Source organism: Pseudomonas sp. T8 (assembly GCF_024610635.1).
GTDB classification, from domain to species: Bacteria; Pseudomonadota; Gammaproteobacteria; order Pseudomonadales; family Pseudomonadaceae; genus Aquipseudomonas; species Aquipseudomonas chlororaphis_I.
This window is the reverse complement of the sequence record NZ_CP102374.1, coordinates 144,656-170,637: the sequence shown is the minus strand read 5'-3', so window position 1 is coordinate 170,637 and position 25,982 is coordinate 144,656. Positions and strand designations below refer to the sequence as shown.

24 protein-coding genes and 1 tRNA gene are annotated in these 25,982 nt (G+C 64.7%); 13 read left to right on the top strand and 12 right to left on the bottom strand.

Annotation, left to right across the window (positions count from 1 at the left end; translation table 11 throughout):
* Positions 1-103 precede the first annotated feature (103 nt).
* Together NRG23_RS00710 and NRG23_RS00705 are read left to right on the top strand one after the other, a co-directional pair.
* Positions 104-1,033 (top strand): fimbrial protein, encoded by a 930-nt coding sequence (locus tag NRG23_RS00710; RefSeq protein WP_028682451.1) that lies wholly within the window; start codon positions 104-106, stop codon positions 1,031-1,033.
* A gap of 386 nt (positions 1,034-1,419) precedes the next feature.
* Positions 1,420-2,358 carry a fimbrial protein gene (locus NRG23_RS00705; RefSeq protein WP_257373503.1) on the top strand — a complete coding sequence of 313 codons (939 nt, stop codon included), beginning with the start codon at positions 1,420-1,422 and terminating at the stop codon, positions 2,356-2,358.
* Between the two features lie 401 nt (positions 2,359-2,759).
* Here NRG23_RS00705 and NRG23_RS00700 read toward each other — a convergent pair.
* A tRNA-Cys gene (locus tag NRG23_RS00700) sits at positions 2,760-2,833 on the bottom strand.
* 452 nt (positions 2,834-3,285) lie between these two features.
* Between NRG23_RS00700 and NRG23_RS00695 the strand changes: the two genes are divergently transcribed.
* Both NRG23_RS00695 and NRG23_RS00690 read left to right on the top strand, forming a co-directional pair.
* A complete protein-coding gene (locus NRG23_RS00695; protein WP_257373502.1) occupies positions 3,286-4,260 on the top strand; it encodes a quinone oxidoreductase in 975 nt (324 codons plus the stop codon).
* A gap of 45 nt (positions 4,261-4,305) precedes the next feature.
* Positions 4,306-5,244: a LysR family transcriptional regulator gene (locus NRG23_RS00690; protein ID WP_257373501.1), complete on the top strand. Its 939-nt coding sequence runs from the start codon at positions 4,306-4,308 to the stop codon at positions 5,242-5,244.
* Between the two features lie 6 nt (positions 5,245-5,250).
* Here the strand turns inward: NRG23_RS00690 and NRG23_RS00685 are convergent, their stop codons facing one another.
* Entirely contained in the window at positions 5,251-6,144 is an 894-nt protein-coding gene (locus NRG23_RS00685; RefSeq protein ID WP_257373500.1) for a LysR family transcriptional regulator, read from the bottom strand.
* A gap of 85 nt (positions 6,145-6,229) precedes the next feature.
* Here NRG23_RS00685 and NRG23_RS00680 point away from each other — a divergent pair, with 85 nt between their 5' ends.
* On the top strand, positions 6,230-7,006 hold the full coding sequence (locus NRG23_RS00680; protein WP_041990209.1) for an NAD(P)H-dependent oxidoreductase: 777 nt from the start codon (positions 6,230-6,232) through the stop codon (positions 7,004-7,006).
* Between the two features lie 59 nt (positions 7,007-7,065).
* On the opposite strand, the gene NRG23_RS00675 is transcribed toward NRG23_RS00680, so the two are convergent.
* Both NRG23_RS00675 and NRG23_RS00670 read right to left on the bottom strand, forming a co-directional pair.
* On the bottom strand, positions 7,066-7,845 hold the full coding sequence (locus tag NRG23_RS00675) for an SDR family oxidoreductase (protein WP_009049426.1): 780 nt from the start codon (positions 7,843-7,845) through the stop codon (positions 7,066-7,068).
* A 35-nt stretch (positions 7,846-7,880) separates the two neighbouring features.
* Positions 7,881-8,276, bottom strand: a complete 396-nt coding sequence (locus tag NRG23_RS00670; protein ID WP_009049427.1) for a heme-binding protein — start codon at positions 8,274-8,276, stop codon at positions 7,881-7,883.
* Between the two features lie 94 nt (positions 8,277-8,370).
* Here NRG23_RS00670 and NRG23_RS00665 point away from each other — a divergent pair, with 94 nt between their 5' ends.
* Entirely contained in the window at positions 8,371-9,294 is a 924-nt protein-coding gene (locus NRG23_RS00665; protein ID WP_257373499.1) for a LysR family transcriptional regulator, read from the top strand.
* 13 nt (positions 9,295-9,307) lie between these two features.
* On the opposite strand, the gene NRG23_RS00660 is transcribed toward NRG23_RS00665, so the two are convergent.
* Complete coding sequence (locus NRG23_RS00660) at positions 9,308-9,868, bottom strand: TetR/AcrR family transcriptional regulator (RefSeq protein WP_223815595.1); 561 nt, start codon at positions 9,866-9,868, stop codon at positions 9,308-9,310.
* A 276-nt stretch (positions 9,869-10,144) separates the two neighbouring features.
* On the opposite strand from NRG23_RS00660, the gene NRG23_RS00655 reads away from it, so the two are divergent.
* The 6 genes from NRG23_RS00655 (at position 10,145) to NRG23_RS00630 (ending at position 15,618) form a co-directional block, all read left to right on the top strand.
* Positions 10,145-11,173, top strand: a complete 1,029-nt coding sequence (locus NRG23_RS00655) for a class 1 isoprenoid biosynthesis enzyme (protein WP_038633114.1) — start codon at positions 10,145-10,147, stop codon at positions 11,171-11,173.
* Between the two features lie 29 nt (positions 11,174-11,202).
* Positions 11,203-12,147: a DMT family transporter gene (locus NRG23_RS00650; RefSeq protein WP_257373498.1), complete on the top strand. Its 945-nt coding sequence runs from the start codon at positions 11,203-11,205 to the stop codon at positions 12,145-12,147.
* A gap of 52 nt (positions 12,148-12,199) precedes the next feature.
* The gene (locus tag NRG23_RS00645) at positions 12,200-12,931 is read left to right on the top strand and encodes a glutathione S-transferase family protein (RefSeq protein WP_257373497.1); all 732 of its coding nucleotides are present in this window, start codon (positions 12,200-12,202) and stop codon (positions 12,929-12,931) included.
* Positions 12,921-13,364, top strand: coding sequence for a thioesterase family protein (locus tag NRG23_RS00640; RefSeq protein WP_016703260.1), 444 nt, complete (start codon positions 12,921-12,923; stop codon positions 13,362-13,364). Before NRG23_RS00645 ends, NRG23_RS00640 begins: the two co-directional genes overlap by 11 nt.
* Before the next feature lie 12 nt (positions 13,365-13,376).
* Complete coding sequence (locus tag NRG23_RS00635; RefSeq protein ID WP_257373496.1) at positions 13,377-14,660, top strand: cation:proton antiporter; 1,284 nt, start codon at positions 13,377-13,379, stop codon at positions 14,658-14,660.
* 124 nt (positions 14,661-14,784) lie between these two features.
* Positions 14,785-15,618 (top strand): enoyl-CoA hydratase/isomerase family protein, encoded by an 834-nt coding sequence (locus NRG23_RS00630; RefSeq protein WP_257373495.1) that lies wholly within the window; start codon positions 14,785-14,787, stop codon positions 15,616-15,618.
* A 146-nt stretch (positions 15,619-15,764) separates the two neighbouring features.
* Here NRG23_RS00630 and NRG23_RS00625 read toward each other — a convergent pair whose 3' ends face one another.
* The 3 genes from NRG23_RS00625 to NRG23_RS00615 form a co-directional block, all read right to left on the bottom strand.
* Positions 15,765-15,980: a DUF3079 domain-containing protein gene (locus NRG23_RS00625; RefSeq protein WP_009049436.1), complete on the bottom strand. Its 216-nt coding sequence runs from the start codon at positions 15,978-15,980 to the stop codon at positions 15,765-15,767.
* Positions 15,981-16,101: 121 nt separating this feature from the next.
* Positions 16,102-19,245 carry an efflux RND transporter permease subunit gene (locus NRG23_RS00620; protein ID WP_009049437.1) on the bottom strand — a complete coding sequence of 1,048 codons (3,144 nt, stop codon included), beginning with the start codon at positions 19,243-19,245 and terminating at the stop codon, positions 16,102-16,104.
* 12 nt (positions 19,246-19,257) lie between these two features.
* Positions 19,258-20,454, bottom strand: coding sequence for an efflux RND transporter periplasmic adaptor subunit (locus NRG23_RS00615; protein ID WP_053269268.1), 1,197 nt, complete (start codon positions 20,452-20,454; stop codon positions 19,258-19,260).
* A 95-nt stretch (positions 20,455-20,549) separates the two neighbouring features.
* Here NRG23_RS00615 and soxR point away from each other — a divergent pair, with 95 nt between their 5' ends.
* Positions 20,550-21,035 (top strand): redox-sensitive transcriptional activator SoxR, encoded by a 486-nt coding sequence (gene soxR / locus NRG23_RS00610; RefSeq protein ID WP_009049439.1) that lies wholly within the window; start codon positions 20,550-20,552, stop codon positions 21,033-21,035.
* 55 nt (positions 21,036-21,090) lie between these two features.
* Here the strand turns inward: soxR and NRG23_RS00605 are convergent, their stop codons facing one another.
* The 4 genes from NRG23_RS00605 to moaA form a co-directional block, all read right to left on the bottom strand.
* Positions 21,091-21,786: an anaerobic ribonucleoside-triphosphate reductase activating protein gene (locus NRG23_RS00605; protein ID WP_172833377.1), complete on the bottom strand. Its 696-nt coding sequence runs from the start codon at positions 21,784-21,786 to the stop codon at positions 21,091-21,093.
* Positions 21,783-21,950: an anaerobic ribonucleoside-triphosphate reductase gene (gene nrdD / locus NRG23_RS00600; protein WP_103331758.1), complete on the bottom strand. Its 168-nt coding sequence runs from the start codon at positions 21,948-21,950 to the stop codon at positions 21,783-21,785. The genes NRG23_RS00605 and nrdD overlap by 4 nt, the downstream gene beginning before the upstream one ends.
* Before the next feature lie 32 nt (positions 21,951-21,982).
* Positions 21,983-23,995 (bottom strand): ribonucleoside triphosphate reductase, encoded by a 2,013-nt coding sequence (locus tag NRG23_RS00595; protein ID WP_009049442.1) that lies wholly within the window; start codon positions 23,993-23,995, stop codon positions 21,983-21,985.
* A 984-nt stretch (positions 23,996-24,979) separates the two neighbouring features.
* Positions 24,980-25,972, bottom strand: coding sequence for a GTP 3',8-cyclase MoaA (gene moaA, locus NRG23_RS00590; protein ID WP_103331834.1), 993 nt, complete (start codon positions 25,970-25,972; stop codon positions 24,980-24,982).
* Between the last annotated feature and the right edge of the window lie 10 nt (positions 25,973-25,982).

Genomic DNA, 25,982 nt, shown 5'->3' with positions numbered 1-25,982 from the left:
CTGCAGCCTACAAAAGAATCATTTCCGAACGAATGGAGCCAAGGGAGCTCGAGAGCGACTCACCCACGAACCATATTCAAGGTCGATCAGAGAGAAACAGGCAATGAAGACCACAGCAAAAAAAAAGATCAGCGCCCTATTCATCTCGCCGCAACTCTGGGCAATAGCATTCATGGCCCTCGCCGTGTCACCGTCCGCGAGCGCTGAGGATGCATTTGGGATGGAACTGTCGATCCCGAAGAACACGGCCAGCGGAACCATACTGGCTCGGCACTACATCTATCCGATGCAGGTATGCCGCCAATCGAAGTGCACAATCAAGTATCTTCGCATCTACCCAAATGGCGAGGGCGGAGCCTCAACTTCACCAGTAATCACCACGAACGTCTCAGGCATATCGACTCGTTTGTTGATCAATGGAAGAGCCTTCGGAACTCAAGCGTTATCGCTCGAGACCAACCGGCCAATCGAAGTACAGCTACTCGGCGATGGTCGAGTAAATCTAGGCGGTTCCCTTGCAGGAAGCGCCCAGGTCTCACCGTACTACTACGAGCTCGATACAGTAGAGAGCAGCTACTCTCTTCGAATCTATCTGAAGGGCACTATCACCCCAATCGACGGTACCTGCTCGGTGCCGAGCCAGACGGTAAAGCTACCTAAAACCTTGATTCAGCGCCTGGAGCGCATCGGCTCGACAGCCGGCACCCAGAGTTTCCAGATACAGGTCAACAACTGCCCCAAGGGCTATAACCGGATTGGCTATACCCTTGACCCGGTTGGCGGCGTGATCGAGAACTCGCCAGGGGTGTTGCCGCTGGCTGGCGGTTCGACCGCGAGCGGCATAAAGATCCGGGTCGAAAACGCCCAGGGCACTCCAGCAACCATGGGGAGTTCGATAACGGTCGATGGATACAGCAAGGCGGCAGGTGGCTCGTTTGTCATTCCGATGCAGGCGTCCTACATCAGAACCGACACAGTCGCCACACCGGGAACGGTAAACGGTGCGATGACCGTGTTTGTGGATTACCGGTAACCCTTTCCGCTCGCCATCCTGCTTGCCTCCTTCGAATCAACGACAGGAGGCTTCGCCAGTCGAGCACATGGTGTTATTTTTCGAATATAGGCTAGAAGCCCAACTCAACATTGACTTAGCGGCAAACTAAAATCAAACACATAAAAAACCAATCAATACAAATCAAGGCCCACTAAAAACCTTCACTCAGGGCAAACCATTAACTGTAGATAAATTCGTTGGCAGATTTAAGAATGGCCTGATGTTCGTGTCACTCTCATAAAATTATTATATTGTTTTTTTTCAGCCAAGAAGCCTGAAGCGAATCAATAAACCAAGTCAAAAAGTTTAGAAACAATCTGGCAAAAAGTGGCAAATCGTCATTTTCTCAACGCTCTGGAAACATCATGAAAAAGCACTTTCCAATGAAGTCTACAGCAAAGAAAATAACGCGCACTATCGTCGCACGGCGACTATGCACGGTAGCATTCATGGCCATCGCCACATCACCATCCGTTAAGGCGGACAGGTACAATGTGTACGCATTCGGACAGCAACTGTCGATTCCGCAAAACACCGCCAGCGGGCAAGTGTTGGCCCGGCATTACATCACGCCAACGCAGGCATGCGGCTCTCTGAGATGCTACGTCATAGGCGTGACTAATTATTCAGCTGGTGGAGCTCCACACTCAGGACCGATCATCAAAACAAACGTTTCAGGCATATCGACTCGCTTGCTGATCAATGGAAGCGTATTTTCATCAGCGACCTCGTTCACCCAACCGATCGAGGTGCAGTTGCTCAGTAATGAATACCCAAACTTAGGTGGCTCGCTTGCAGGCGCCGCGTCGGGGACTGTGCCCTATTACAAGATCTTTACGAAATACGGCTCTACCTATATCTACATGACTGGAACAATTACGCCGATCGCCGGCACCTGCTCGGTGCCAAGTCAAACCGTCAAATTGCCCAGCACAATGTTGAACAAATTAGACCAGGTCGGTTCGACAGCCGGTACCAAGAATTTCCAGATTCAAGTCAACAACTGCCCGAAAGGGTACAACCGAATTGGCTACCTGCTTGAGCCGGTCGGCGGCGTAATCGAAAATGCGCCGGGTGTGTTACCGCTTACCGGCGGCTCAACCGCCAGTGGTGTGAAAATCCAGATCACCGATGACAAGGGTCAGCCAGCAACCATGGGGACCTCGATACAAGTGGACGGTTACAAAAAGGAAACCGGTGGTTCGCATGCGATTCCCATGCAAGCGTCCTACCTAAGGACTGGCGTCACGGCCACACCGGGAACGGTAAACGGGGCACTGAACGTTCTGCTGGACTATCAGTGATTCTTCACGGCTGCAATCTCGCAACATTCCCCAAGCGACGCAGCCATGGGAGGCCAGGGCTTCGAATTGATAAATGCCAATCGATAAAATGCTGCCGGCCCACTCGCACGCCAGCCCCGCTATTCAGGATCGACCATGCGCCGCCCATCAATTCCGCCGCTCTTTTATCAGCCTGCGGCAACGCGCGACCGGTCGCCAGCATCAGCAAACACCCGGTAGCAGCAGACGGGGCCGGCCTCTTCACCAAGGTGTTGCTTGAGCACAAAGCCTTGCAGGGCCCCCGATCACCAATCTGAGCGGCTTGAGAATGAGCACGGAAACGATTCCGAAAAAGGCGCCAACGATGTTTTTTCCAGCCAATAAAAAACCCCGTAGACCATTGATCTACGGGGTTTTCAGTTTGGAGGCCGAGGTCGGAATCGAACCGGCGTAGGCGGATTTGCAATCCGCTGCATAACCATTTTGCTACTCGGCCAAACTTTCGATGCCTTACAACCGCATCAAAGGTATACAACTCTAAGCTGGAAGCCTGAACTTAATCTACCTTCCAACCCTTTGAATTCTAAGGGGTTTTTCGCGTTCCTGAATCAGGAATGGACGCAATTCTGGACTTGTTCGCAGGGCATGTCAAGAACGGAAGTGAAATAATTCAATGCTTTAGCACCAGTCTTTACTTCAGGCCGCGACAGGCCCGGTTGTCCCGTTCTCCGCTAATCCTCATCGGGCCCGAGGATACTTTCCAGCCTCGCCATCCTTTCCCTGTCCCTTCTGAATCCACAAAACATCGGTGAACCTGCCGCGGGCGACTTCCGAAGGCCCTCAACTACTGCATTTGATGCAGCAGTCAAATGCAAACGGCCTGATTGTTGACCCCGCAGCACGACCCTATCCTCATGTTCCCATCCCAAGTTTCCAAGGAGATCGAGCATGGTCACCCGCATACAGCTTCACCAAGTCGGCGCCCCCCAGGTCCTGCAGTTCGAGCAGGTGCCAGCCCAGGCACCCGGTGCCGGCGAGGTCTGGCTGGAGCAGACGGCCATCGGCGTCAATCCGCTGGACCTCAGCCAGCGCAGCGGCGCCGTGCCGGTTGCCCTGCCCTGCGGGCTCGGGCTGGAAGGCGTGGGGCTGGTCAAGGCGATCGGTCCCGGGGTCACCCAGGTCCAGGTGGGCGACCGCGTCGCCTATGCCACCGGGCCCCTCGGCGCCTATGCCAGCGCCCGCCTGTACCCGGCCGAGCGCCTGGTCAAGCTGCCGCCGCAGCTGGCCTCGGACGCCGCCGCGGCGCTGCTGTTCAAGGGTATCACCGCCCAGTACCTGCTCAAGTCCACCTACCCCGTCGGGCCTGGCACCCGGGTGCTGATCTATGGCGCCGCTGGTGCCCTGGGGCAGTTGATGGTGCCTTGGGCCAAGCATCTGGGGGCCAGCGTCATCGGCGTGGTGTCCAAGGCGCAAAGTGTCGAGCGGGCCCGGGCGGCCGGCTGCGACGAAGTGCTGGTGTTCGATGCCGCGACCCTCGCCCAACAGGTCGTCGAGATTACCCAAGGACACAAGGTCGATGTGGTGTACGACCCGATAGGCCGGGTGTCCTTCGAAGCCTCCCTCGACAGCCTGCGCCCGCGCGGCCTGCTGGTGTCCTTCGGCGCGACGTCAGGTGCTCCGGACGCGGTGCAGGTCGGCACGCTCAACGCCAAAGGTTCGCTGTTCCTCACCCGCCCGTCCCTCGCCGCCCACACCACCAGTGCCAGCGAGTACCAGGCGCGCGCCGCCGATGTGCTGGACGCCTTCGCCGCGGGTATCATCCAGCCGCGGATCTGGCAGCGTTATCCCCTGGACGAGGTGGCCCAGGCCCACGCCGATCTGCACGACGGACGCGCGCAAGGAGCCATCGTATTGATACCTTGAGGCCGTTTCCTTCCCTTCTGGCCGCATAGCGAGGTATCCCGGCACATGGATCTGTTCGACAGTCGACAGGCCGATGAACTCGCCACCCTGATGGCGCTCTTCGAGCATGGTTCTTTCGCCGCCGCCGCCCGCGCCTTGCAGCGCCACCCTTCGGTGCTGTCCAAGCGCCTGGCGGCCCTGGAAAGCCGCCTGGGCATTCGCCTGGTGCAGCGCACCACCCGGCAATTGCGCTTCACCGACGAAGGCGCGCGCCTGGTCGAACGCCTGCGGCAGGCGGCGAGCCTGATCAGCGAAGCCGAACACGAAGCTGCCCAGGGCGCTGCGCAGATCCGCGGGCGCCTGCGCCTGGCCCTGCCGGCCGCCATGGGCCGGCGCTGGCTCAGCCCGATCCTCGCCCAGTTCGCCCTGGCCCATCCCGGGGTGGTGCTGGAGACCGAGTATTCGGACCGCTTCGTCGACATTGTCGGTGAGGGTTTCGACGCGGCGATCCGCATCGGCGAGCTGGCCGACAGCCAACTGGTGGCCCGCAAGCTTTGTGCGCACCGGCGCATCCTCTGTGCCGCGCCCGCCTATCTGCAACGCCATGGCGAACCGCAGGTGCCTGCCGACCTTGCCAGCCACAACTGCCTGGGCTTTACCGGCCTGCGCTCCTACCCCGACTGGCGCCTGACCCGCCAGGGCCGGCAGGAAACCGTGCGCATCCACGGCACCCTGCACAGCAATGACAACGAGGCGCTGTTGTCCGCGGCCCGGGCCGGGGTCGGCATCCTCGCCGGCGGCGACTGGCTGATGCACCAGGACCTGGCGTCGGGGCATCTGGTCCGGGTGCTGCCGCAGTGGCAGCTGGACAGCGACTCGGGAATCTACCTGCTGCGCCCCTCCGCGCGCTTCAGCAGCGCCACCACCCAGGCCTTCAAGCAGTGGATCGAGGCGTTTTTTGCCCAGGGCGCGCCGTGGGAAACGCCGGCCAGGGACGAGGCGTAGCAGCGTTCACAGCGAAGCGACGATGAACTCCCGCAGCCATTGGTGGGCCGGGTCGCGGTGGCAGCGCTCGTGCCAGAGCATGGCCATTTCATAACCCGGGACTTCCAGCGGCGGCTCGACCACCTTCAGCGCCGGGTTGTCGCACACCAGGCGCGACGGCAGCATCGCCACCAGGTCGGTGCTCGCCAGCACGGAGAGGACAAACAGGAAGTGCGGCACCGACAGCACCACCCGGCGCGTCAGGCCCACCTCCCCCAGCGCGCTGTCGGTGACGCCATGAAAACCCCCGCCATCGGGCGACACCACAACGTGCTCCAGCTTGCCGAACTGCGCCAGGCTCGGGCGTCGTTGCAGCCGTGGATGGCCCGCGCGGCCCACCAGCACATACCGCTCGCTGAACAGCACCCGGCGGCGCAGCCCGGGGGGTGAGTCCTCGCTGGTGTGCAGGGCCAGGTCGATGCTGCCCTGCTCGGCCTGCCGGACCAGGCGTCCGGGCTCCAGTTCGAGCACCGCCAGCCGGGTGCCGGGGGCCGCCGCGCGCAAGCCGGCCAGCGCCGGCAGGATCACCGTCGACTCGCCGTAGTCGGACGCCGACACGCTCCAGGTATTGGCCGCCGCGCCCGGGTCGAACGGGCTGGCCGGCGACACCGCCAGCTCCAGTGCTTCCAGCGCCCGGCGCAACGGCTCGCGCAATTCGTCGGCCCTGGCGGTGGGCCGCATGCCCCGCGGGCCCGGCAGCAACAACGGGTCGCCGAAGATCTCCCGCAGCTTGGCCAAATGCACGCTGACCGAAGGTTGCGACAGGTTCAGGCGTTGCGCCGCGCGGGTCACGTTGTGCTCCGCCAGCAGCACATCCAGGGTCAGCAGCAGGTTGATGTCCAAGCGCCTCAAATTATTCACGACAATACCTGGGATATTGGATATTCATTTCCAATATACCTGGCGACGATCGATCCTGCTGTCTCCCGACATTGGAGACCCTGTGATGAATGTACTGCTGGTGTATGCCCACCCCGAACCCCGCTCCTTGAACGGCTCGCTCAAGGACTTCACGATCAAGCGCCTGCAGGCCGCCGGCCACGCGGTCCAGGTCTCGGACCTGTATGCGATGAACTGGAAGGCGCCGCTGGATGCCGACGACAGCCTGGGCCGGCCGGACAACAGCCGCTTCGATCCGTCCCTGGACTCCAAGCGCGCGTTCGAAGAAGGCCGGCAATCGGCGGACATCGCCCGCGAGCAGGAAAAACTGCTCTGGGCCGACACCGTGCTGCTGCAATTTCCCCTGTGGTGGTTCTCCATGCCGGCGATTCTCAAGGGCTGGGTGGAACGGGTCTACGCCTACGGTTTCGCCTATGGCGTGGGCGAGCATTCGGACGCGCGCTGGGGCGATCGCTACGGCGAAGGCACCCTGGCCGGCAAGCGGGCGATGCTGATCGTCAGCGCCGGCGGCTGGGAATCGCACTATGGCCCGCGGGGCATCAACGGGCCGATGGACGACCTGCTGTTCCCGATCCACCACGGCATCCTCTATTACCCCGGCTTCGACGTGCTGCCGCCGTTCGTGGTCTACCGCACCGGGCGCATCGACGAGGCGCGTTTCGCGGCGATCTGCGACCAGCTCGGGCAGCGCCTCGACCAACTGCAACAGACCGCGCCCATCGCCTTCCGCCCACAGAACGCCGGCGCCTACCGGATCCCCGAACTCACCCTGCACCCGGAGATCGCCGCCGACCAGCAAGGCTTCGCCGCCCACCTGATGTAGGTAGTGAGCTCACTGCCATACACGTACCGGCCGGCTGTCGAGATGCAGGGCCGACTCACCTACGACTGCTGGCGCGTCCAGGCGTCCTGCTGATCCTGCTTGACGATGTCGACGAAGTGCGCCGGCAGCAGGTTGCGGAACGGCCCGCCGTCGCCCTCCACCACCTCGACCATCTTCGCCACCATTTCCTCGGGGTCGTATTGCTCGAAGGGGAACTTCAGCCCGGAGTGATCGGTGAAGTGCTTCTGCGGGTCGTACCAGCTTTTCCAGGTCTCCATCATCCGGTCGTTGAAGCCGGTGGAATAGGGCCCGGGGTTGATGGTCGCGACCTGGATGCCGAACTCCGCCAGCTCCATGTGCAGGGCCTCGGCGATGGACTCCAGGGCGTGCTTGGAGGCGCAGTAGGCGCCGGTGAAGGGCCCGGTGAGCAGGCCGGCGATCGACGAGACGAAGACGATCTTGCCCTTGCGTCGCTCGACCATCTGCCGCACGAAACCCTGGGTCAGCTCCAGGTTGGCGAACACGTTGGTCTCGAACTGGGCGCGCAGGATATCCACGGGGATTTCCGCGATGGCGCCGGTCTCGGCATCGCCGGCGTTGTTCAGCAGCACGTCGATCTCCCATTGCCAGGCATAGGCGCGGTCGCGGGCCGAGGTGATGTCGAGCTTCTCCACCCGCAGTTTGAGGTCGAGGCTGGCGGCGAGTTCGCGCAGTTCGGTGACCTGCGGGGTGATCTGCACCCCGGCGATCACTTCATGGCCGTTGGCAGCCAGGCGCAGCGCCACCGCGCGACCAAAGCCCGAACCGGCGCCAGTGACCAGAATACGTTTTTTGCTCATTTTGGGTTCTCCAGGAAAATGTCGCAGGCCAGGGCTCAGAGGCAAGCCCGGGCGATGATTTCGTCTTCAACCGCGGTGCCACCGGAGACGCCGATGGCGCCCAGGCAGCGCCCCGCCTGATCGACGATGGGCAGGCCGCCGGCAAAGCTGGTCAAGCCGCCATTACTCTGCTCGATCGACCACAACGACTGCCCCGGCCCGGACAAGGCGCCGAGTTCGGCGCTGGCGGTACGAAACAGCGCCGAAGTCCGGGCCTTGCGCTGGGCCAGGTCGATCGCCCCCGGCACGGCGTCGTCCATGCGCACGAACGCCAGCAGGTTGCTGCCCGAATCGACGATGGCGATGCACACCGACAGCTGCATCTGCATGGCTTTGGCGATGCCCTTGTCGAGCATCTGTCGGGCGGGTTTGAGGGTGACGGGCCAGTGCATGGCAGGACTCCTTTGCGGTTGAAAAGAGTCTATGAAGCTCGTAGCTTTAAGAGAATCCGCATTCTTCCTACAACACTATTAAGTATTCCTAACAATGAGCCGACGCGATCCACTGGCCGGGCTGCACCTCTTCATGGCGGTGGTCGAGACCGGCAACTTCACCCGCGCCGCCGCCGTGCTGGGCGTGACCCCGGCGGCCGTGAGCCTGGCCATCACCCAGCTGGAAAGCGAACTGCAGACCAGGCTGTTCCACCGCACCACCCGCGGCGTCAGCCTGACGGAAAGCGGCCAGCGTTTTCACGAAGGCAGCGAAGCCGGCTACCGCAGCCTGCTGCAGGCCCGGGACGAGTTGGGGGAAACCCAGGGCGAGCCGTCGGGGCATCTGCGCATCAGTGCCTTGCACATGGCCAAGCACCTGATCGTCGCCCCGCTGCTCGAGGACTTCTTCCAGCGCTACCCCAGGGTCACCCTGGAAATACGCTACGAAGATCAACTGGTGGACATCGTCAAGGAGCAGCTCGACGCCGGCATCCGCCTGGCCGACGCCCTGCATCCGGGCATGCACGCGGTGCAGATCACCCCGCCGCTGCAATGCGCCCTGGTGGCCAGCCCGCAGTACCTGGCGCGCCGCCCGGCGCCGCGCAGCATCGACGAGCTGCACCAGCATTCCTGTGTGCGTTTTCGTTTTCCCAGCAGCGGGCAGATGCACAAATGGCAGCTGCACGACGGCCAGCACGAGGTGAGGCTGGATGTGCCCGGACGCTTCATCAGCACCGACACCCAGGCGGTGATCGAAGCCGCCCGCGCCGGCATCGGCATTGCCCATGTGTTCATTCGCGAACGGATCGCCGCCGACCTCGCCAGCGGCCAGCTGGTGGAAGTCCTGCCCGGCACCTGCCAGCCGCTGCCGGCCATGTGGCTGTACTACGCCAACCGCCGGCACGTCCCGCCCAAGCTGCGTGCCCTGATCGAGGTGTTGCGGGACTGGAAGCAGTCGCTCGGGCGTGACGTCCGGTAAACCACCGTAAGGCCTAGGCCCGCGCCCGGACGCTCGGCACCAGCAACCGCACCAGGGAATCGGCAGTCGTGCGCAAACGTTCCGGCTCCTGGTAGATGCGTTCCATCACCGCCAGCCCGCGGGTGAAGGTGACCATGACCTGCGCCACTTCATCCGGCGCCAGGGCCAGGTCGCCCTGGATCGGCTCGGCCGACAACGCGGTGCTGATGGTCAGTTGCAGGGCGTCCAACAGGTCGCGCAAGCGTTGCTGGATGCGTGGGCCGATGGTGTCGGCGTCGGTGGCCGTCTTGGTGGTCAGGCAACCTTTGGCTGGCGTGCCGCTGGTCATGTTGCTGATCGCCACCTGGAAAAACTGCCGCAGCGCGGTCTCGGCGTCCGCGGCCTCGAGGGCCTTGGCGGCGTTGCCCAAAAAGCGCGTGGCGTAGGCTTCGAACGCCAGCAGGAACAACGCCTCCTTACCGCCGTAGGCGTGGTACAGCGAGCCGCGCTGGACCTCGGCCGCCTCGGCCAGGTCGGCCATGGAGGTGGACTGCCAGCCCTTGCGCCAGAACACATCAAGGACCGCCGACAACACCTTTTCTTCGTCAAACTGCCTGACACCCGCCATAAAAATCACTGCTCACATAATTGTTGACAACCTTGTCAAAGATACCAACACTGCGATCTTTGACACACCTGTCAATCATACCCGATAGGTGCTGTGCGGTAAGCATGCTTGATGTACTGGTCCACGACTTCCGCTGCGCGCCACGCAAGGAAGTCGGCTTCACCTGCGCAGCCACGCCCGCTAACAGCGGGCGTGGGCGCGAGCGGTTTTCTCTTTTTACGTCAGGAAAAAGGAGTCTACGAAATGGTTTCGAACAGTCGTATCCAGTATGGCTACATCAATGTCATCGAGCCCGCCGAGCACAAGGGCGAGCTCACCCGCGACAAGGTCGAGCGCTTCACCGAGGGCTTCACCAAACCCGCCCTGCTACGCAAACTCGCACCCATCGGCGAGGAGTTCGCGCAACGGTCGTTCTTCGACCAGGTCGGCTCGGGAAAAAACCTGCAATGGCGGGTCAAGTCCGGCGACCAGCCGGTGTCGATGCGCGACGAGAACGGCGCCTCGGACTACAACTACGTCACCGGCCGCGTCGGCACCGGGCAGGAATTCCTCGACGACATCTTCACCCATAACCTCGACGTCTACTCGCACCTGGGCACGATTTCCTCGAGCTACAACGACCCCTACGAGTGGGGCAAGGACGCCTTCAACCTGGTCAAGCAGCACGTCTTCAGCAAACCCTGGTTCAGCATCGACGCCTGGAAAGTCACCGGCCACATGTTCCTCGGCTACAGCACCCAGGAATACGGCGAGCCGGCCCGCGGCGCGGTGGGCAGCGACTGGCACATTTTCCCCACCCTCAACATCTTCGTGATGATCGCCGGCACCAAGAAGTGGAGCACCCGCCCACCGCAGCTGGGCGACCAGTTCCGCGACTACGACCTGATGTTCGAAACCAGCAGCGGCCGCGAAGCGCCGGGCGGCGACTACGAGGCCGACACCGTCTATGTCGAGCCGGGCGACGTGCTGATCAACCCGCCCTTCGAATGGCACAAGGTGCTCAATGCCCGCGGCCTGAGCATCGGCGCGGCGTTCCGGGTGATCGACATCGACTACCTGGACAAGCTGGAGAACCGCCGCAACCTGGACCTCTCCAAGGTTGCCCATGACAACGGCAGCTTCGCCGAGACCGAGGAGCTGGCGCACTTCCTCACCAGCCTCAACTACGCCTCGCGCCACATCAACCGGGCGCAGATGCTGCTCAACGACCTCGAGTACGCCTACCTGCGCAAGCGCGGCAACGCCGGCTCGGTGAAGATCGGCCACCGCTAGCCCCCAGGCGCCGCAGCGAGGACCCGCTCATGACGCTCACCGTCAGTCCCGAACAGCGTTGGGCCGGCATTCTGTGCGGCCTCGCCGCGGCCTTGATCTGGGGCGCGTTCCCGGTGGTCACCCGGCTGGGGCTGACCCGCACGCCGCTGGATGCCTACGACATCACCTGCATCCGCTACGGCGTTTCCGGGCTGATCCTGCTGCCGTACCTGCTCCGCCATGGCCGCCGGGGCCTGAGCTGGACAACCATCGGCCTGATGGTCGTCGGCATCGGCGCGCCGTACATGCTGGTGGTGGCCCAGGGGCTGGCCCTGGCCCCGGTGGAACTGTTCGCGGTGGTGACCCCCGGCAGCATGATCCTGTTGTCGATCCTGCTCAGCGCACGACTGTTCGGCACCCGCCTCGGCGCCCGGGCGAACGCCGGCACCGCGCTGATCATCGGCGGCGTGCTGCTGGCCGGCTGGCACAGTTTCGCCGGGGCCCAGGCCTCGCCCTACGCCTACCTGATGTTCCTGCTCGGCGGCCTGTTGTGGGCGATCTACACCCTGGTGTCGAAATGGTCCGGCAGCGACGCGCTGCACGCCACGGCGATCGTCTCGGTGTGCTCGATGGTCCTGTACCTGCCGGCCTACCTGGCCAGCCGCGGACTGCGGATCCTCCAGGCGCCGCTCTGGGATATCGGCATCCAGGTGGTCTACCAGGGCCTGCTGGTGTCGACGGTGGCGTTGTTCTTCTACAGCCGCTCGGTCCAGCTGCTCGGCGCTTCGCTCGGTTCCACCTTCGCCGCGCTGGTGCCGGGCACGGCCATGGTGCTGGCCGCCCTGTTGCTCGGCGAGCGCGCCAACAGCACTGCCATCGCCGGCTTGCTGGTGGTGACCGCCGGCATGCTCCTGACCCTGCTGCCGCAACGCCCGCGCCCGCTGCCGGGCGCCATCGGCCAGCCGACGCCCAGGCCACCAGGGCCCACGCCATGAGCGACCTGCATGAGCGGTGCGCAACCACGTCCATAGCAAAGGAAAACCAAGCATGAGCAGCGCATCCCTGACTCTCTACGAACTGGCCGGCGCCGACCCGGACCTGCGCTTCAGCCCGCACTGCTGGAAAACCCGCATGGCCCTGGCCCACAAAGGCCTGGAAAGCCAGCGCATCGCCTGGCGCTTCAGCGACAAAGCGCGCATCGCCTTTTCCCGGCAGGGCGCGGTCCCGGTGCTGGTGGACGGCGACCAGAGCATCAGCGACTCCTGGCGCATCGCCCTGCACCTGGAGCAGCGTTACCCCGAGCGCCCGTCCCTGTTCGGCAGCCGCGACGCCATCGCGCTGGCGGGCTTCGTCAACCGTTGGGCCGACAGCATGCTGCTGCCCGCCGTGGCCCGGGTGATCCTGCTGGATGTGTACGAGCAACTGGCCGACGAGGACCGGGAGTATTTCCGCAGCTCCCGGGAAGCGCATTTCGGCACCTCGCTGGAACAGCTGGTAGCCCCGCAAGCCAGGCACCTGGAGCAGTTGCGCCAGGTCCTGACCCCGCTTCGCCAGACCCTCAAGGGCCAACCCTTCCTGGCCGGCGAGGCCCCGGCCTACGCCGACTATTGTGTGTTCGGCATGTTCATGTGGGCGCGCTGCACCAGTAGTGAAGAGCTGCTGGCACCCAACGACGCCCTGCATGCCTGGCGCGAACGCCTGCTGGACGCCTTTGGCGGGCTGGCGCGCGCGGCGACCCTGGCCACCCCTCTCGCGACTGGAGCACGCCATGTCCAATGACCCCGCCCTGCACGACTTCGCCGTCCGTTCCTCGGACAAGATCCGCTATGCCGACACCGACCGCCAGGGCCATGTGAACAACGCGGTGTTCGCCACCTTCCTGGAAACCGGGCGGGTGGAGATCATCTACGACCCGCACGCACCGCTCGCCGAGCCCGGCAGCGAATTTGTCATCGCGCGCCTGGAACTCGACCTGCGCGCCGAACTGCGCTGGCCCGGCACGGTGCAGATCGGCACCCGGGTCGCCACCCTCGGCAAAAGCTCGATGACACTGGAGCAGGCGCTGTTCCAGGACGGACGCTGCGCGGCCCTGGCCACCACGGTGATCGTGCAGATCGATGCCCAGAGCCGGCGCTCGAAACCCTTTGGCGAAGAGGCACGGCGCCGCTTGAGCGCCCTGACCACGACCGCGGACTCGTTCGCGGTGAAATAGGCGGAGGACGCCATGTCGACGCTACAGCAACTGTTCTCGGCCCTGCCGTTTTTCCAGCTGGCGGTGATCATCGTCGCCAGCCAGCTGTGTGGCGCGCTGCTGGCCCGCTGGGGGCAGTCGCGGGTGATCGGCGAAATCTGCGTGGGCATCCTGCTCGGCCCCTGCCTGCTGCTGGCCCTCGGCGCGCAGTGGCATGCGGCGGTCTTCCCGGCGGCCATCCGCCTAGGCATCGAGACCCTGGGCAATATCGGCCTGGTCCTGCTGATGTTCCAGATCGGCCTGCGTTTCGACAACAGTCACTTGAGCAACCAGAAGATCGGTTTCAGCGCCCTCTCGGTGGCCGCCGGCGGGGTGATCCTGGCCTTCGCCCTCGGGGCCATGGTCGGGCTGCTCTCCCACGGCGCCCTGGCGCCCGCCCAGCCCCGGCTCGGCTACGTGCTGTTCTGTGGCATCGCGCTGTCGATCACCGCCCTGCCGGTGCTGGTGCGAATCATCAGCGACCTGGGGCTGGAGCACTCGCTGGCCGGGACGGTGGGCATCGCGGCCGCCGCCATCACCGACATCATTGGCTGGGTGCTGCTGACCCTCATCATCGCGCTGTCCAGCAGCGACAGCTCGCTGTTCGGGGTGTTGCGCCAGCTGGCCTTTATCGCCCTGTTCCTGGTCCTCGCCCGCTGGGGCCTGCGCCCGCTGCTGCACGCCCTGACACGGCTGCTCGCGACCCGCGGCGCGACCCCCGCCGCCGACATGAGCATGGCGCTGATGCTGGCGACCGCCCTGCTGTGCGGCTGGATCACCACCCTGATCGGCCTGCACAGCGCCCTGGGCGGGCTGATCGCCGGCTGGCTGCTGCGCGAGCAGCGCCAGCACTGGCACCGCCATATGGAAGGCTTCGTCAACATCGGGCTGGTGCCCTTCTACTTCGCCGCCACCGGACTGAAGATGGACCTCGGCGCCCTGGCGCCGCTCGACAGCTGGCTGTGGCTGCTGGCCTTCTTCGTCGCCGCGGTGCTGGGTAAAACCGCCGGCTGCTACCTCGCCGGACGCCTGGCCGGCCTGTCCGTGGAGGTCTCGCGCAGCGTTGCGGTGTTGATGAACACCCGCGGCCTGATCGAGATCATCGTGCTCTCCGTGGGCCTGGACATGGGGCTGATCTCCCAGAGCGCGTTCTTCCTGCTGCTGATGGTGGCCATCGCCACCACCCTGATGACCACCCCGCTGCTCCGGCGCCTGGCCAGGACCGAGGTCCTTCCATCCGCCCTGGCGAAAGGCGGGCTGCAGACTTCCGATCGGTAACCATCGAGCGACCGGGAAGGCCGGAAAAACCCGGGAGCTACACTCGCAGGTTGTGCCTTGCCTGCGCCCGAAAGCCTGGCCGGGTACCGGACATTCCTCGCCAACCACAGGAGGTGCGGCGGCCATGGTCTTCACCGAAATCGACTACGAAACCCAGGGACCGATCAGGATCATCCGCTTCAACCGGCCGCAGAAACGCAATTGCATCGGCCCCACCACCCACCTGGAACTGATCGAGGCCTGGAGTCGTTTTCGCGACGATCCGCACGCCCTCGTGGCCATCATCACCGGCGCCGGCGACCAGGCCTTCTGTGCCGGCGGCGACCTCAAGGCGGCGCTCGATCTGGTGCCCACCACCGCGGACGAGATCGCCGCGCACAACCGCGGCGAGCGCCCCGGGATCATCGGCCCGAGCCGCTGGACGGATATCTACAAACCGGTGATCGCCGCGGTGAACGGCGCGGCCTACGCCGGTGGCCTGGAGTGGGCCTGCTTCGCCGATATGCGCATCGCCGAGGAACACGCCACCTTCGGCGTGACCTGCCGCCGCTGGAACATCGGCCTGGGCGATGGCGGCACCCAGCGCCTGCCACGCATCGTCGGCATGGGCCGGGCGCTGGAGTTGATCCTCACCGGCAAGGTCATCTGCGCCAGCGAGGCGCTGGCTATCGGCCTGGTCAACGAGGTCGTCGCCAAGGGCCGCTCGCTGGAGCGCGCGCTGGAACTGGCGCACCTGCTCTGCACCCTGCCCCAGCCCGCCATGCGCTCGGACAAGGAAGCACTCATCCGCGGCTACGGCCAGCCCCTGGCCGAGGGCCTGCGCATCGAAGCCGAGTGCTTCAACCGCTCCATCCATCAACCGGAAACCCAGGAAGGACTGCGCCGCTTCCGCGAACGCGACCACCCGGACCTGCGCGGCGACGTGCCGCCCCAGACACCGGGGTTGACCAGGGATTGAGGGCTACGGCGTTACCGCTGTAGTTCACGCACCGGCTTCAAACAGCGCAAACCAATACGGCTTCACAGGTTCAACCAAGAACAGCGTTGTGACGCTGTAGGGGCAATCCCTTGACCAGGGATTCTGGGAAAAACCGCGCTCCCGGCTCAGGACCGCTCCTCGTCCAGCGCCTTGTCCGACACGATCGGCGGCTCGATGCCCCAGTCGCCGTGCAGGTACCAGTCGTCGCCGAGCATCTCGGCGGGGTGCATGGTGCGGTCCGAACCATTGCCGCAGGCCAGGGCATTGGCCGCGCAGTAGCGGTCGCAGCCCCAGCAGATGCGTTCGGGGTGCTTGGGGCTGATGGGAAAATTCTTGGCCATGGCGTTCCCCGGATCGCGGGTAGGAGTGATTCCCAGGCTACGACGCCCGCGGGGAAATGCCCTTGATCGGGGTCAAGAATGACAGGCCCGGGGCGCCCGCCTCGGCACCCCGGGCTGCCTGCTACGCCGTGACCGCCGGCGCGTAGCGCACCGCCAGCTTGCGCAAGGCGACATAGAACACCGGGGTCAGGAACAGGCCGAACAGGGTCACCCCGAGCATGCCGGAGAACACCGCGACCCCGGTGGCGCGGCGGATCTCGCTGCCGGCGCCGCTGCCGATCAGCAGGGGCACGGAACCGGCGATAAACGCCACCGAAGTCATGACGATCGGCCGCAGGCGCAGGCGGCAGGCCTCCAGCGCCGCCTCGATGATGCCCTTGCCCTGGAGCTCCAGCTCCCGGGCGAACTCGACGATCAGGATCGCGTTCTTGCAGGCCAGGCCCATCAGCACCACCAGCCCCACCTGGACGAAGACATTGTTGTCGCCACCGCTGAGCCACACCCCCGACAAGGCCGCGAGCATGCACACCGGCACGATCAGGATCACCGCCAGGGGCAGCGTCCAGCTCTCGTACAGGGCCGCGAGGACCAGGAACACCAGCATCACCGCCAGCGGGAACACCACCGCCGCGGCATGGCTTTGGGTGACCTGCTGGTAGCTCAGGTCGGTCCATTCCAGGGTGATGCCGCGGGGCAATACCCGAGCGGCGATTTCTTCCAGCTTGGCGATCACCTGGCCCGACGACAGCTGCTTGGGATCGGAGTCGCCGATCAGGTCGGCGGCCGGGTAGCCGTTGTAGCGCACCACCGGATCGGGGCCGTAGCTGGGCGTCACGGTGATCATCGCGCCGAGCGGCACCATCTCGCCCCGGTCGTTGCGCACCCGCAGGTTGGCGATGTCCTCGGCGGTCTGCCGGTAGGAGCTGTCGGCCTGGGCCATGACCCGGTAGACCCGGCCGAACAGGTTAAAGTCATTGACGTAGACCGAGCCCAGGTAGGTCTGCAAGGTATTGAACACATCGCTCAACGACACCCCTTGCGCCTTGACCTTGACCCGGTCCACCTGCACCTCCAGCTGCGGGATGTTGGCCTGGTAGGAGCTGACCGGGTAAGTCATGCCCGGGGTCTGCGCCACCGCGGCCTGGAAGGCGCTCAAGGCATTCTGCAAGGCGCCGTAGCCGAGGCCGGCGCGGTCTTCGAGGTACAGCGAATAGCCCGAACCGTTGCCCAGCCCCTGGATCGGCGGCGGCAACAGCGCATAGGCAAACCCTTCGTGGACCTGGGACAGCTTGGCGTTGAGTTCGGCACTGATCTCCACCGCGCCGCGCTGACGCTGGTCGAACGGCTTGAGGATCACGTAGGCGGCCATGACATTCGGCGTGTTGACCGATTGCAAGGCATTCAGGCCGCTGAAGGCCGGCACGGTATCCACCCCCTCCACCGAGAGTGCCGTCTCGATCAGCTCGCTGGTCACCGCATCGGTGCGGGCCAGCGACGCGCCTTCCGGCAGCTTGGCGCCGGCGAACAGGTAGAGCTTGTCCTGGGTCGGGATAAAACCGCCCGGCACCAGGTTGAACAGCCAGGCCGTGCCGACCAGCAGCAAGGCGTAGAGGAAGAACACCGAGCCGCGCCGCCCCAGGGAGTAGGACACCAGGCCGTGATAACCGTCGGAGCGGCGTTTGAACATCCGGTTGAAGGCGCGGAAAAAGCCCCCGAAGACCTTCTGGATGCCCCGCTCCAGCCAGTCCTGCGGCGCGCCGTGGGGCCTGAACAGCTTGGCCGCCAGGGCCGGCGACAGGGTCAGGGAGTTGATCGCCGAGATCACCGTGGAAATCGCGATGGTCACCGCGAACTGCTTGTAGAACTGGCCGGTGACACCGGAGAGAAAGGCCATGGGAATGAACACCGCGCAGAGCACCAGGGCAATGGCGATGATCGGCCCGGACACCTCCTTCATCGCCCGGTGCGCCGCCTCCCGCGGGTCATAGCCCTTCTCGATGAAACGCTCGACGTTCTCCACCACCACAATCGCATCGTCGACCACGATGCCGATGGCCAGCACCAGGCCGAACAGGGTCAGGGTGTTGATCGAATAGCCCAGCAAATACAGCCAGGCGAAGGTGCCGATCACCGACACCGGCACCGCGATCAGCGGGATGATCGAGGCGCGCCAGGTCTGCAGGAACAGGATCACCACCAGCACCACCAGCACCACCGCCTCCATCAGGGTGTGCTGCACCGCGCTGATGGATTCGCGGACGAACACCGTCGGGTCCCACACCGCCTTGTAGGCCACGCCTTCGGGGAAACGCTGGGACAACTCGTCGAGCTTGCCGTAGACCGCCTCGGCGACCTGCAAGGCGTTGGCCCCCGGCGACAGGAAAATCCCCACCGTCGCCTGGTTACGGTCATCCAGGCGCGCGCGCAGGGTGTAGTCGCCCGCGCCGAGCTCGACCCGGGCCACGTCCGACAGCTTCACCAACTGCCCGTCCGCCCCGCTCTTGAGGACGATATCGGCAAACTCCTGCTCGCTGCGCAAACGCCCGCGCACGCTGATCGACACCAGGAAATCGGCGCCTTGCGGCGAAGGCTCGGCGCCCAACTGGCCGGCCGAGACCTGCACGTTCTGCTCGCGGATCGCATTGACCACGTCGGCCGCGGTGAGGCCGCGGGCGGACAGGCTGTTGGGGTCCATCCAGATGCGCATCGCGTAGTCGCCCGAACCGTAGACCCCGACATCGCCGATCCCGGACAGCCGCGACAGCTCGTCCTTGACGTGCAGGGTCAGGTAGTTGCGCAGGTACAGCGAGTCGTAGCTGTTGTCCGGGGACAGCAGGCTGACGTACATCAGCGGCGTCGGCGATTGTTTCTGGGTGGTCACGCCATACTGCCGCACCTCCTCCGGCAGCCGCGACAGCGCCTGGCTCACGCGGTTCTGCACGCGCACCGCGGCGGTGTCTGGATCGACACCGGGGACGAAGGTGATGCTCACCGCCAGGCTGCCGTTGGAGCCGGCGACCGACTTCATGTACATGATCCCTTCGACGCCGTTGATCGCCTCTTCCAGGGGCACGGCGACCGACTCGGCGATCTCCTTGGGGTTCGCCCCCGGGTAGGTGGCGCGCACCACCACGCTGGTCGGCACCACCTCGGGGTATTCCCCCGACGGCAGCACCGGGATGGCGATCAGGCCGAGGGCGAAAATGATGATCGACAGGACGATGGCGAAGATCGGTCGGTCGATGAAGAATTTGGAAAAATCCATGGCCGCTCTCCCTTATTTCGCCACTGGCGTCTGGGGCGCGGCGGTCGAGGCCTGCTGCGTCGGCGCGGCGATTTCCTTGGGCTCCACCGCCATGCCCGGGTAGAAGATCTTCTGCGCCCCGTTCAGCACCACCCGATCGCCGGCCGCCAGCCCGGCGCTGATCACCCGCAGGCCATCCAGCTGGCGACCGAGGGTCACGTCCTTGCGCAAGGCCTGGTTTTGCGGGCCGATGACGTACACGTATTTGCGGTCCTGATCGGTTTGCACCGCACGGTCGTCGATCAGCACGGCGCGGGTCTCGCTGCCGCCTTCAAGACGCACCCGGGCGAACAGGCCCGCGGTCAGCCGGCGCTCGGGGTTGGGCAGCACCGCGCGCACGCGGATGGTGCCGGTGGCCGGGTCAACCTGGTTATCCAGGAAGTCCACGGTGCCGGTCAGGGGGAAGGTCCCGACATCGTTGGCAAGACCCACCCGCACGGTATTGCTCACCCCCGGGCGCTGGCCCTTGCCCAGCAGCTCGGTGTAGCGCAGCAGGCTCTGCTCGTCGGCGTCGAAATAGACGTACATCGGGTCCTGGGAAACGATGCTGGTCAATATGCTCTGGTCGGCCTGGGCCAGGTTGCCGAGGGTCAGCATGGCCCGCCCGACGCGCCCGGAAAACGGCGCGCGGACCTGGGTGAAGTCGAGGTTGAGCTGGGCCGTGGCCACCTCGGCGACGGCCGCGTTGACATCCGCCACGCCCTGGGCCAGGGAGGCGCTGCGAATGTCGCCCTCCTCCCGTGACAGCGCCGACTGCTTGACCAGCGCCTGGCCGCGGCGGTCCTGCTCGGTGGCCAGGCGCACCGTGGCGCGAGCCCGGGCCAGCCGGGCCTGGGCACTGGCCAGCGCCTCGCGGTACGGGCGCGGGTCGATGACGAACAGGGTCTGGCCCTTTTCCACCTCGTCGCCCTCGCGGAACGCCACCCGGTCGACATAACCGCTGACCCGCGGCCGCAGGTCGACGGCATCGATCGCGCTGATGCGGCCATTGAACAGGTCCCACTCACGCACCGCCTGCACGCTCACGGTCGTCACCTCGACCACCGGCGCCGCGGCGGCGACCGGCTCGCCCTTCTCGTTACAGCCGCCCAGCGCCAACAGGAGGCACAGCGCTCCGAGTCGATGGGTTGAAGAACTGCTTCGACCGAGCACCCGGCGAATTCGATTCATGAAAGTGGACTCCGCTGTCACTGCACTGTTGATTTATAGGCAGGCGGAATATAAAAGTTAAAGCTAACTTTAAGTAAAGCCCCTTCGGAGGCCCCATGAACAAATCAAGCGAGCCGCTGCTGACCATCACCGAAGTCGCCCGGCGCAGCGGCGTCATGGCCTCGGCGCTGCGTTTCTACGAGTCCCGCGGGCTGCTCCACTCGCTCCGCGTGGGCAGCGGCCACCGCCGCTACCCGCGCTCGGTCCTCAGGCGCATCGCCTACATCGTGTTCGCCCAGCGCATCGGTTTCTCGCTGGATGAAATCATCCAGCAACTGACCGGCCTGCCCATCAACACCGCACCGGCCGGCGCGGACTGGCGACGCCTGACCGCCACCTGGAAAACCCGGGTGCAGCAACGCATCGCCGAACTGGAACGGCTGAACATGAACCTGGAGGAATGCATAGGCTGCGGCTGCATGTCGCTGGAACACTGCGGGCTCAACAACCCCGAGGACATCTACTCGCGCAACGGCTGCGGCGCCCGGCGCTGGCTGGGGGACCAGAAGATTGTTATCGCCGCTGGGCAGGAGGCGGATTGATCACAGGGTCGCCTGCCCCCCTGGGCGGCGACCGATATACCTGAATGCCCCGCCCCTACCCCCTCAACACAAACACCGGGAACATCTCGCGCAGGTGCTGCCACAGGTCCGGCACCAGCACCTGTTGCGGGGTGCTCGGCAGTTGCGGGTCGAGCATGCGTGCGGTGCGCACCATCTGCACGGCGAAGCGCTTGACCCCCAGGGCTTGCAGGCGCTGGCCGAGGAGCAGCAGGCGCGCCGGCTGCAACAGGTGCCAGTGCACGGTGGTGCGGCATTCGTAGTCGACGCCGCTGTCCAGCAACAGCTCCAGGCTGCGCCAGTTGGCCTTGCCGCTGCCCGGGACACCGGTGAGCATCGGCGCGTCTTCGGCCAGGGCCTTGACGTCGAAGCCGACCCAGTCGGCGCCGGCCACCGCCCGGGCAAAGGCCGCCGGCTTGATGCCAGCGCTGTGCAGGCCGATGCGAAAGCCCATGGCGCGCACTTCCTCCATCGCCCCCGGCAAACCGTCCTGCAGGGTCGGCTCGCCGCCACTGAACACCACCGCGTCCAGCAGGTCCTGGCGGCGTTGCAGGAAGCTCAGGACCCGGCACCAGTCCAGCTCCTCGCTGCCGCGCGGCGGGATCAGTTGCGGGTTGTGGCAGTAGCGGCAACGCCAGGCGCAGCCCTGGCAGAACAGCACGCAGGCGAGCAGGCCCGGGTAGTCGAGAGTGGTCAGGGGCACCATGCCCCCGACCCGCATCTTTCGGCTCATTGGCGCCCTGCCGCGGTCGCCTGTTCGGTGAAGTGCACGCGCTCGCGGTGCTCGGACTGTTTACCCGGGTTGAACGCCGAGACCGGACGGTGATAACCCATCACCCGGGTCCAGACTTCGCAGCGCTGGCGTTGCGCCTGGGGCAGTGTGTGCTGTGGGGTCATGGTGGAACTCCTTGCGGTTGGGGGAAGACAGGTCAGTGCACAGCGCCCGAGGCCTGGGCCTGCAGCAGGGCTTCGTCGCACTTGGGGCAGAACTCGTGTTCGCCGTCGAGGTAGCCATGCACCGGGCAGATGGAAAAGGTCGGGGTCACCGTCAGGTACGGCAGGCGGAAGCGTCCCAGGGCCTTGCGCACCAGCTGCTTGCAAGCCGCGGTCGAGGAAATCCGCTCGGCCATGTACAGGTGCAGCACGGTGCCGCCGGTGTATTTGCATTGCAGTTCGTCCTGCAGCTCCAGGGCCTCGAACGGATCGTCGGTGTGGCCCACCGGCAACTGCGAGGAGTTGGTGTAGTACGGCGCCTCGCGGCTGCCGGCCTGGAGAATGCCGGGGTAACGCTTGAGGTCTTCCTTGGCGAAACGGTAGGTGGTGCCTTCGGCCGGGGTCGCCTCGAGGTTGTAGAGGTGGCCGGTTTCTTCCTGGAAGCGCACCAGGGTCGCACGCACATGGTCCAGCAGCCTGAGGGCGAACTGGCGGCCCTGCTCGGTGTGCATGCCCTGCTCGTCGCCGCTGAAGTTGCGCAGCATTTCGTGCAGGCCATTGAGGCCGATGGTCGAGAAGTGATTGCGCAGCGTGCCCAGGTAACGCTGGGTGTAGGGATACAGGCCGGCGTCCATATGGTGCTGGATCACCTTGCGCTTGACCTCCAGGCTCTCCATCGCCAGCTCCATCAGCGCGTCCAGGCGTTGCAGCAGGCCGCTGGTATTGCCCTTGAACACATGGCCCAGGCGCGCGCAGTTGATCGTCACCACGCCCAGGGAGCCGGTCTGCTCCGCCGAGCCGAACAGCCCGCCGCCGCGCTTGAGCAGCTCGCGCACGTCCAGTTGCAGGCGGCAGCACATGGAGCGCACCTGGTTGGGCTGCATGTCCGAATTGAGGAAGTTCTGGAAATACGGCAACCCGTAGCGGGCGGTCATCTCGAACAGGCGGTCGGCGTTCTCGCTGTCCCAGGGAAAATCATGGGTGATGTTGTAGGTCGGGATCGGAAAGGTGAACACCCGGCCCTTGGCGTCGCCGGCCTGCATCACTTCGATATAGGCGCGGTTGAGCAGGTCCATTTCCGTTTGCAGCTCGCCGTAGGCAAAGGGCATTTCCTCGCCGCCGATCACCGGGACCTGCTCGCGCAGATCCTCCGGGCAGACCCAATCGAAGGTCAGGTTGGTAAAGGGCGTCTGGGTGCCCCAGCGCGACGGTACGTTGAGGTTGTAGATGAACTCCTGGATCGCCTGGCGCACCTGCGGGTAGCTCAGGCGGTCCTTGCGTACATAGGGCGCCAGATAAGTATCGAAAGAACTGAAGGCCTGGGCCCCGGCCCATTCGTTCTGCAAGGTGCCGAGGAAATTCACCATCTGCCCCAGGGCGCTGCTCAGGTGCCGGGGCGGCCCGGCCTCGACCCGCCCCGGCACGCCATTGAGGCCTTCATGCAACAGCGTGCGCAGCGACCAGCCGGCACAGTAGCCGGCGAGCATGTCGAGGTCGTGGATATGCAGGTCCGCCTCGCGGTGGGCGCGGCCGATCTCCTGGCTGTAGACCTCGTCCAGCCAGTAGTTGGCGGTGACCTTGCCGGACACGTTGAGCACCAGCCCGCCCAGGGAATACCCCTGGTTGGCGTTGGCCTGCACCCGCCAGTCCTCGCGGTCGAGGTATTCGTTCATCGAGGCCGCCACTTCGACCAGGGTCTTGCGGTCGCGACGCAGGCGCCCATGCTGTTCGCGGTAGACGATGTAGGCGCGCATGGCGAGGAAGAACCCGGCGTCCATCAGTACCCGCTCGACCCGGTCCTGGATCTGCTCCACATGCAGCCGCGCATGCCCCTCAAGGTGGGCCAGCACCGCCTTGAGCAAACCCTCGGCCTCGACGTCGGCGTACTCGCCGCTGGCTTTGCCGGCGGCGATCAACGCCTGGCGGATCTTGTCCGCATCGAAGGCAACCAGGCTGCCATCGCGTTTGTGCAGGCGGTTGTTGCCCACCCTGATCAGCGTGCTGTGCATTTGACCTCCGCATACTACATATAGATGTTTTTGACTTTTAAAACACAAGATGCAGTGAGGTTACGGAGAGTCGGGTGGATTGCCATTGATCGTGATCAAGTTTTTTTGGTTCGTGTGCATATCCGTTTCTGCGGTAACGGCGGCTTAGGGTTCCGCCCTTACGGCGGCTCACTTTTGAAAAGCGCAAAAGTAAGCAAAACGCTCTTGCCCCACCACTCGGCGCCTCGCCTAGGCTCGGCGTGCCCGAACGAAGGCATTGATCCGTGGGCCGCCGCCACAGGCCATCCATGGCCTGGGGCGGCTAACCCGGCATCCCTGCCGGGTTACCCACGGCTCAATGCCTGCGTTCGGCCAGCGTGGTTAACGGGGCGCTCAGATCAAAAGCAAGACGGCGGCCTACCGGCCGGCCTGGCTGAGAACGCGGGCCCTGTAGCCGCTGCCGAGCACAGCGAGGCTGCGATCGAGGCCGAAGGACTCGCCAGGCAGGCACCGCATATCCCCAGATCCTACGAGGTGTCAGGTTTAGCGGCCCTGCGGGCCGATCGCAGCCTCGCTGTGCTCGGCAGCGGCTACACAAAACGTGTTGCCTGAGCGACCAAATCCGTCCATCAACGGCCGTGTCCGGCAGAAGAGCCGTAGGGTGGCAAAAGCCGCAAGCTTCGCCCGGCGAAGGCTGTGTTTTGGCTTTGGCTTTTGATCTTGATCTTGATCTTGATCTCTGACGCCCCGTTAACCACGCTGGCCGAACGGAGGTATTACGGAGCGGGTAAACCGGCAGGGATGCCGGTTTAGCCGCCCCGGGCCATGGATGGCCCGTGGCGGCGGCCCGCTCCGTAATGCCTTCGTTCGGGCACACCGAGCCTCAGCGAGGTGCCGAGTGGTGGGGCAAAGCGTTTTGCTTACTTTTGCGCTTTTCAAAAGTAAGCCGCCGTAAGGGCGGAACCTTAAGTAGCCGTTACCGCAGCAACGGATATACACACCGCCTCACCCCCCACTCATATTCATAAACCGCACCAACTGCACCGTACCTCCGGGGCTAAAGTCGTGGCGCCATGGCTTACGCCGCAAAGCCTGCTGCAAGGCATCGATCAACGGCTGATCGTCCAGCGGATACCGCCGCAGCAAACCGCGCAGGTCCAGGGCATCGTCCTGCCCCAGGCACAGCAACAGCTTGCCTTCGACCGTCATCCGCACCCGATTGCAGCTGCCACAGAAGTTGTGGCTGTTGGGCGAGATAAAACCGATGCGCGTCCGCGGATGGCGCTCCAGGCGCACGTAACGCGCCGGCCCGCCGCTGTTCTCGGTGCTGTCGAGCAAGGCATGGCGACTGGCGATCAGCGCCCGCACCTCATCGCTGGAACAGAAAGACTCGCCCCGGGAACGGCCGACGTCGCCCAGGGGCATTTCCTCGATAAAGCTGATGTCGATGCCCTGCTCGATGGCGTACTGCACCAGTTGCGGCACCTCCTCGAAGTTGCGGCCCTTCATCACCACGCAGTTGAGCTTGACCCGCTCGAACCCCGCCCCGCGCGCCACCTCGATGCCGCGCAGCACCGGGTCGAGATCGCCGTTGCGGGTGATGGCGCGAAACTTCTGCCCGTCCAGGCTATCGAGGCTGATGTTCATGCGCTTGACCCCGGCCTCCGCCAGCGGCCGGGCCAGCCGTTCCAGTTGCGAGCCATTGCTGGTCATCACCAGTTCGCGCAGGCCCGGCAAGGCGGCGATGTTGCGGCACAGGTCGACGATGCCCGGGCGAATCAGCGGCTCGCCGCCGGTGAGGCGGATCTTGCGCACGCCCTGGCCGACGAACAGCGCCGCCAACCGTTGCAACTCCTCCAGGGTCAGCACCTGCTGGCGCGGCAGGAAGGTCATGTTCTTCGCCATGCAATACACACAGCGAAAATCGCAACGATCGGTCACCGACATCCGCAAGTAATCGATCTGCCGCCCAAAGCCGTCCCGCATCCCATTGCTCATGGCCTTCCCC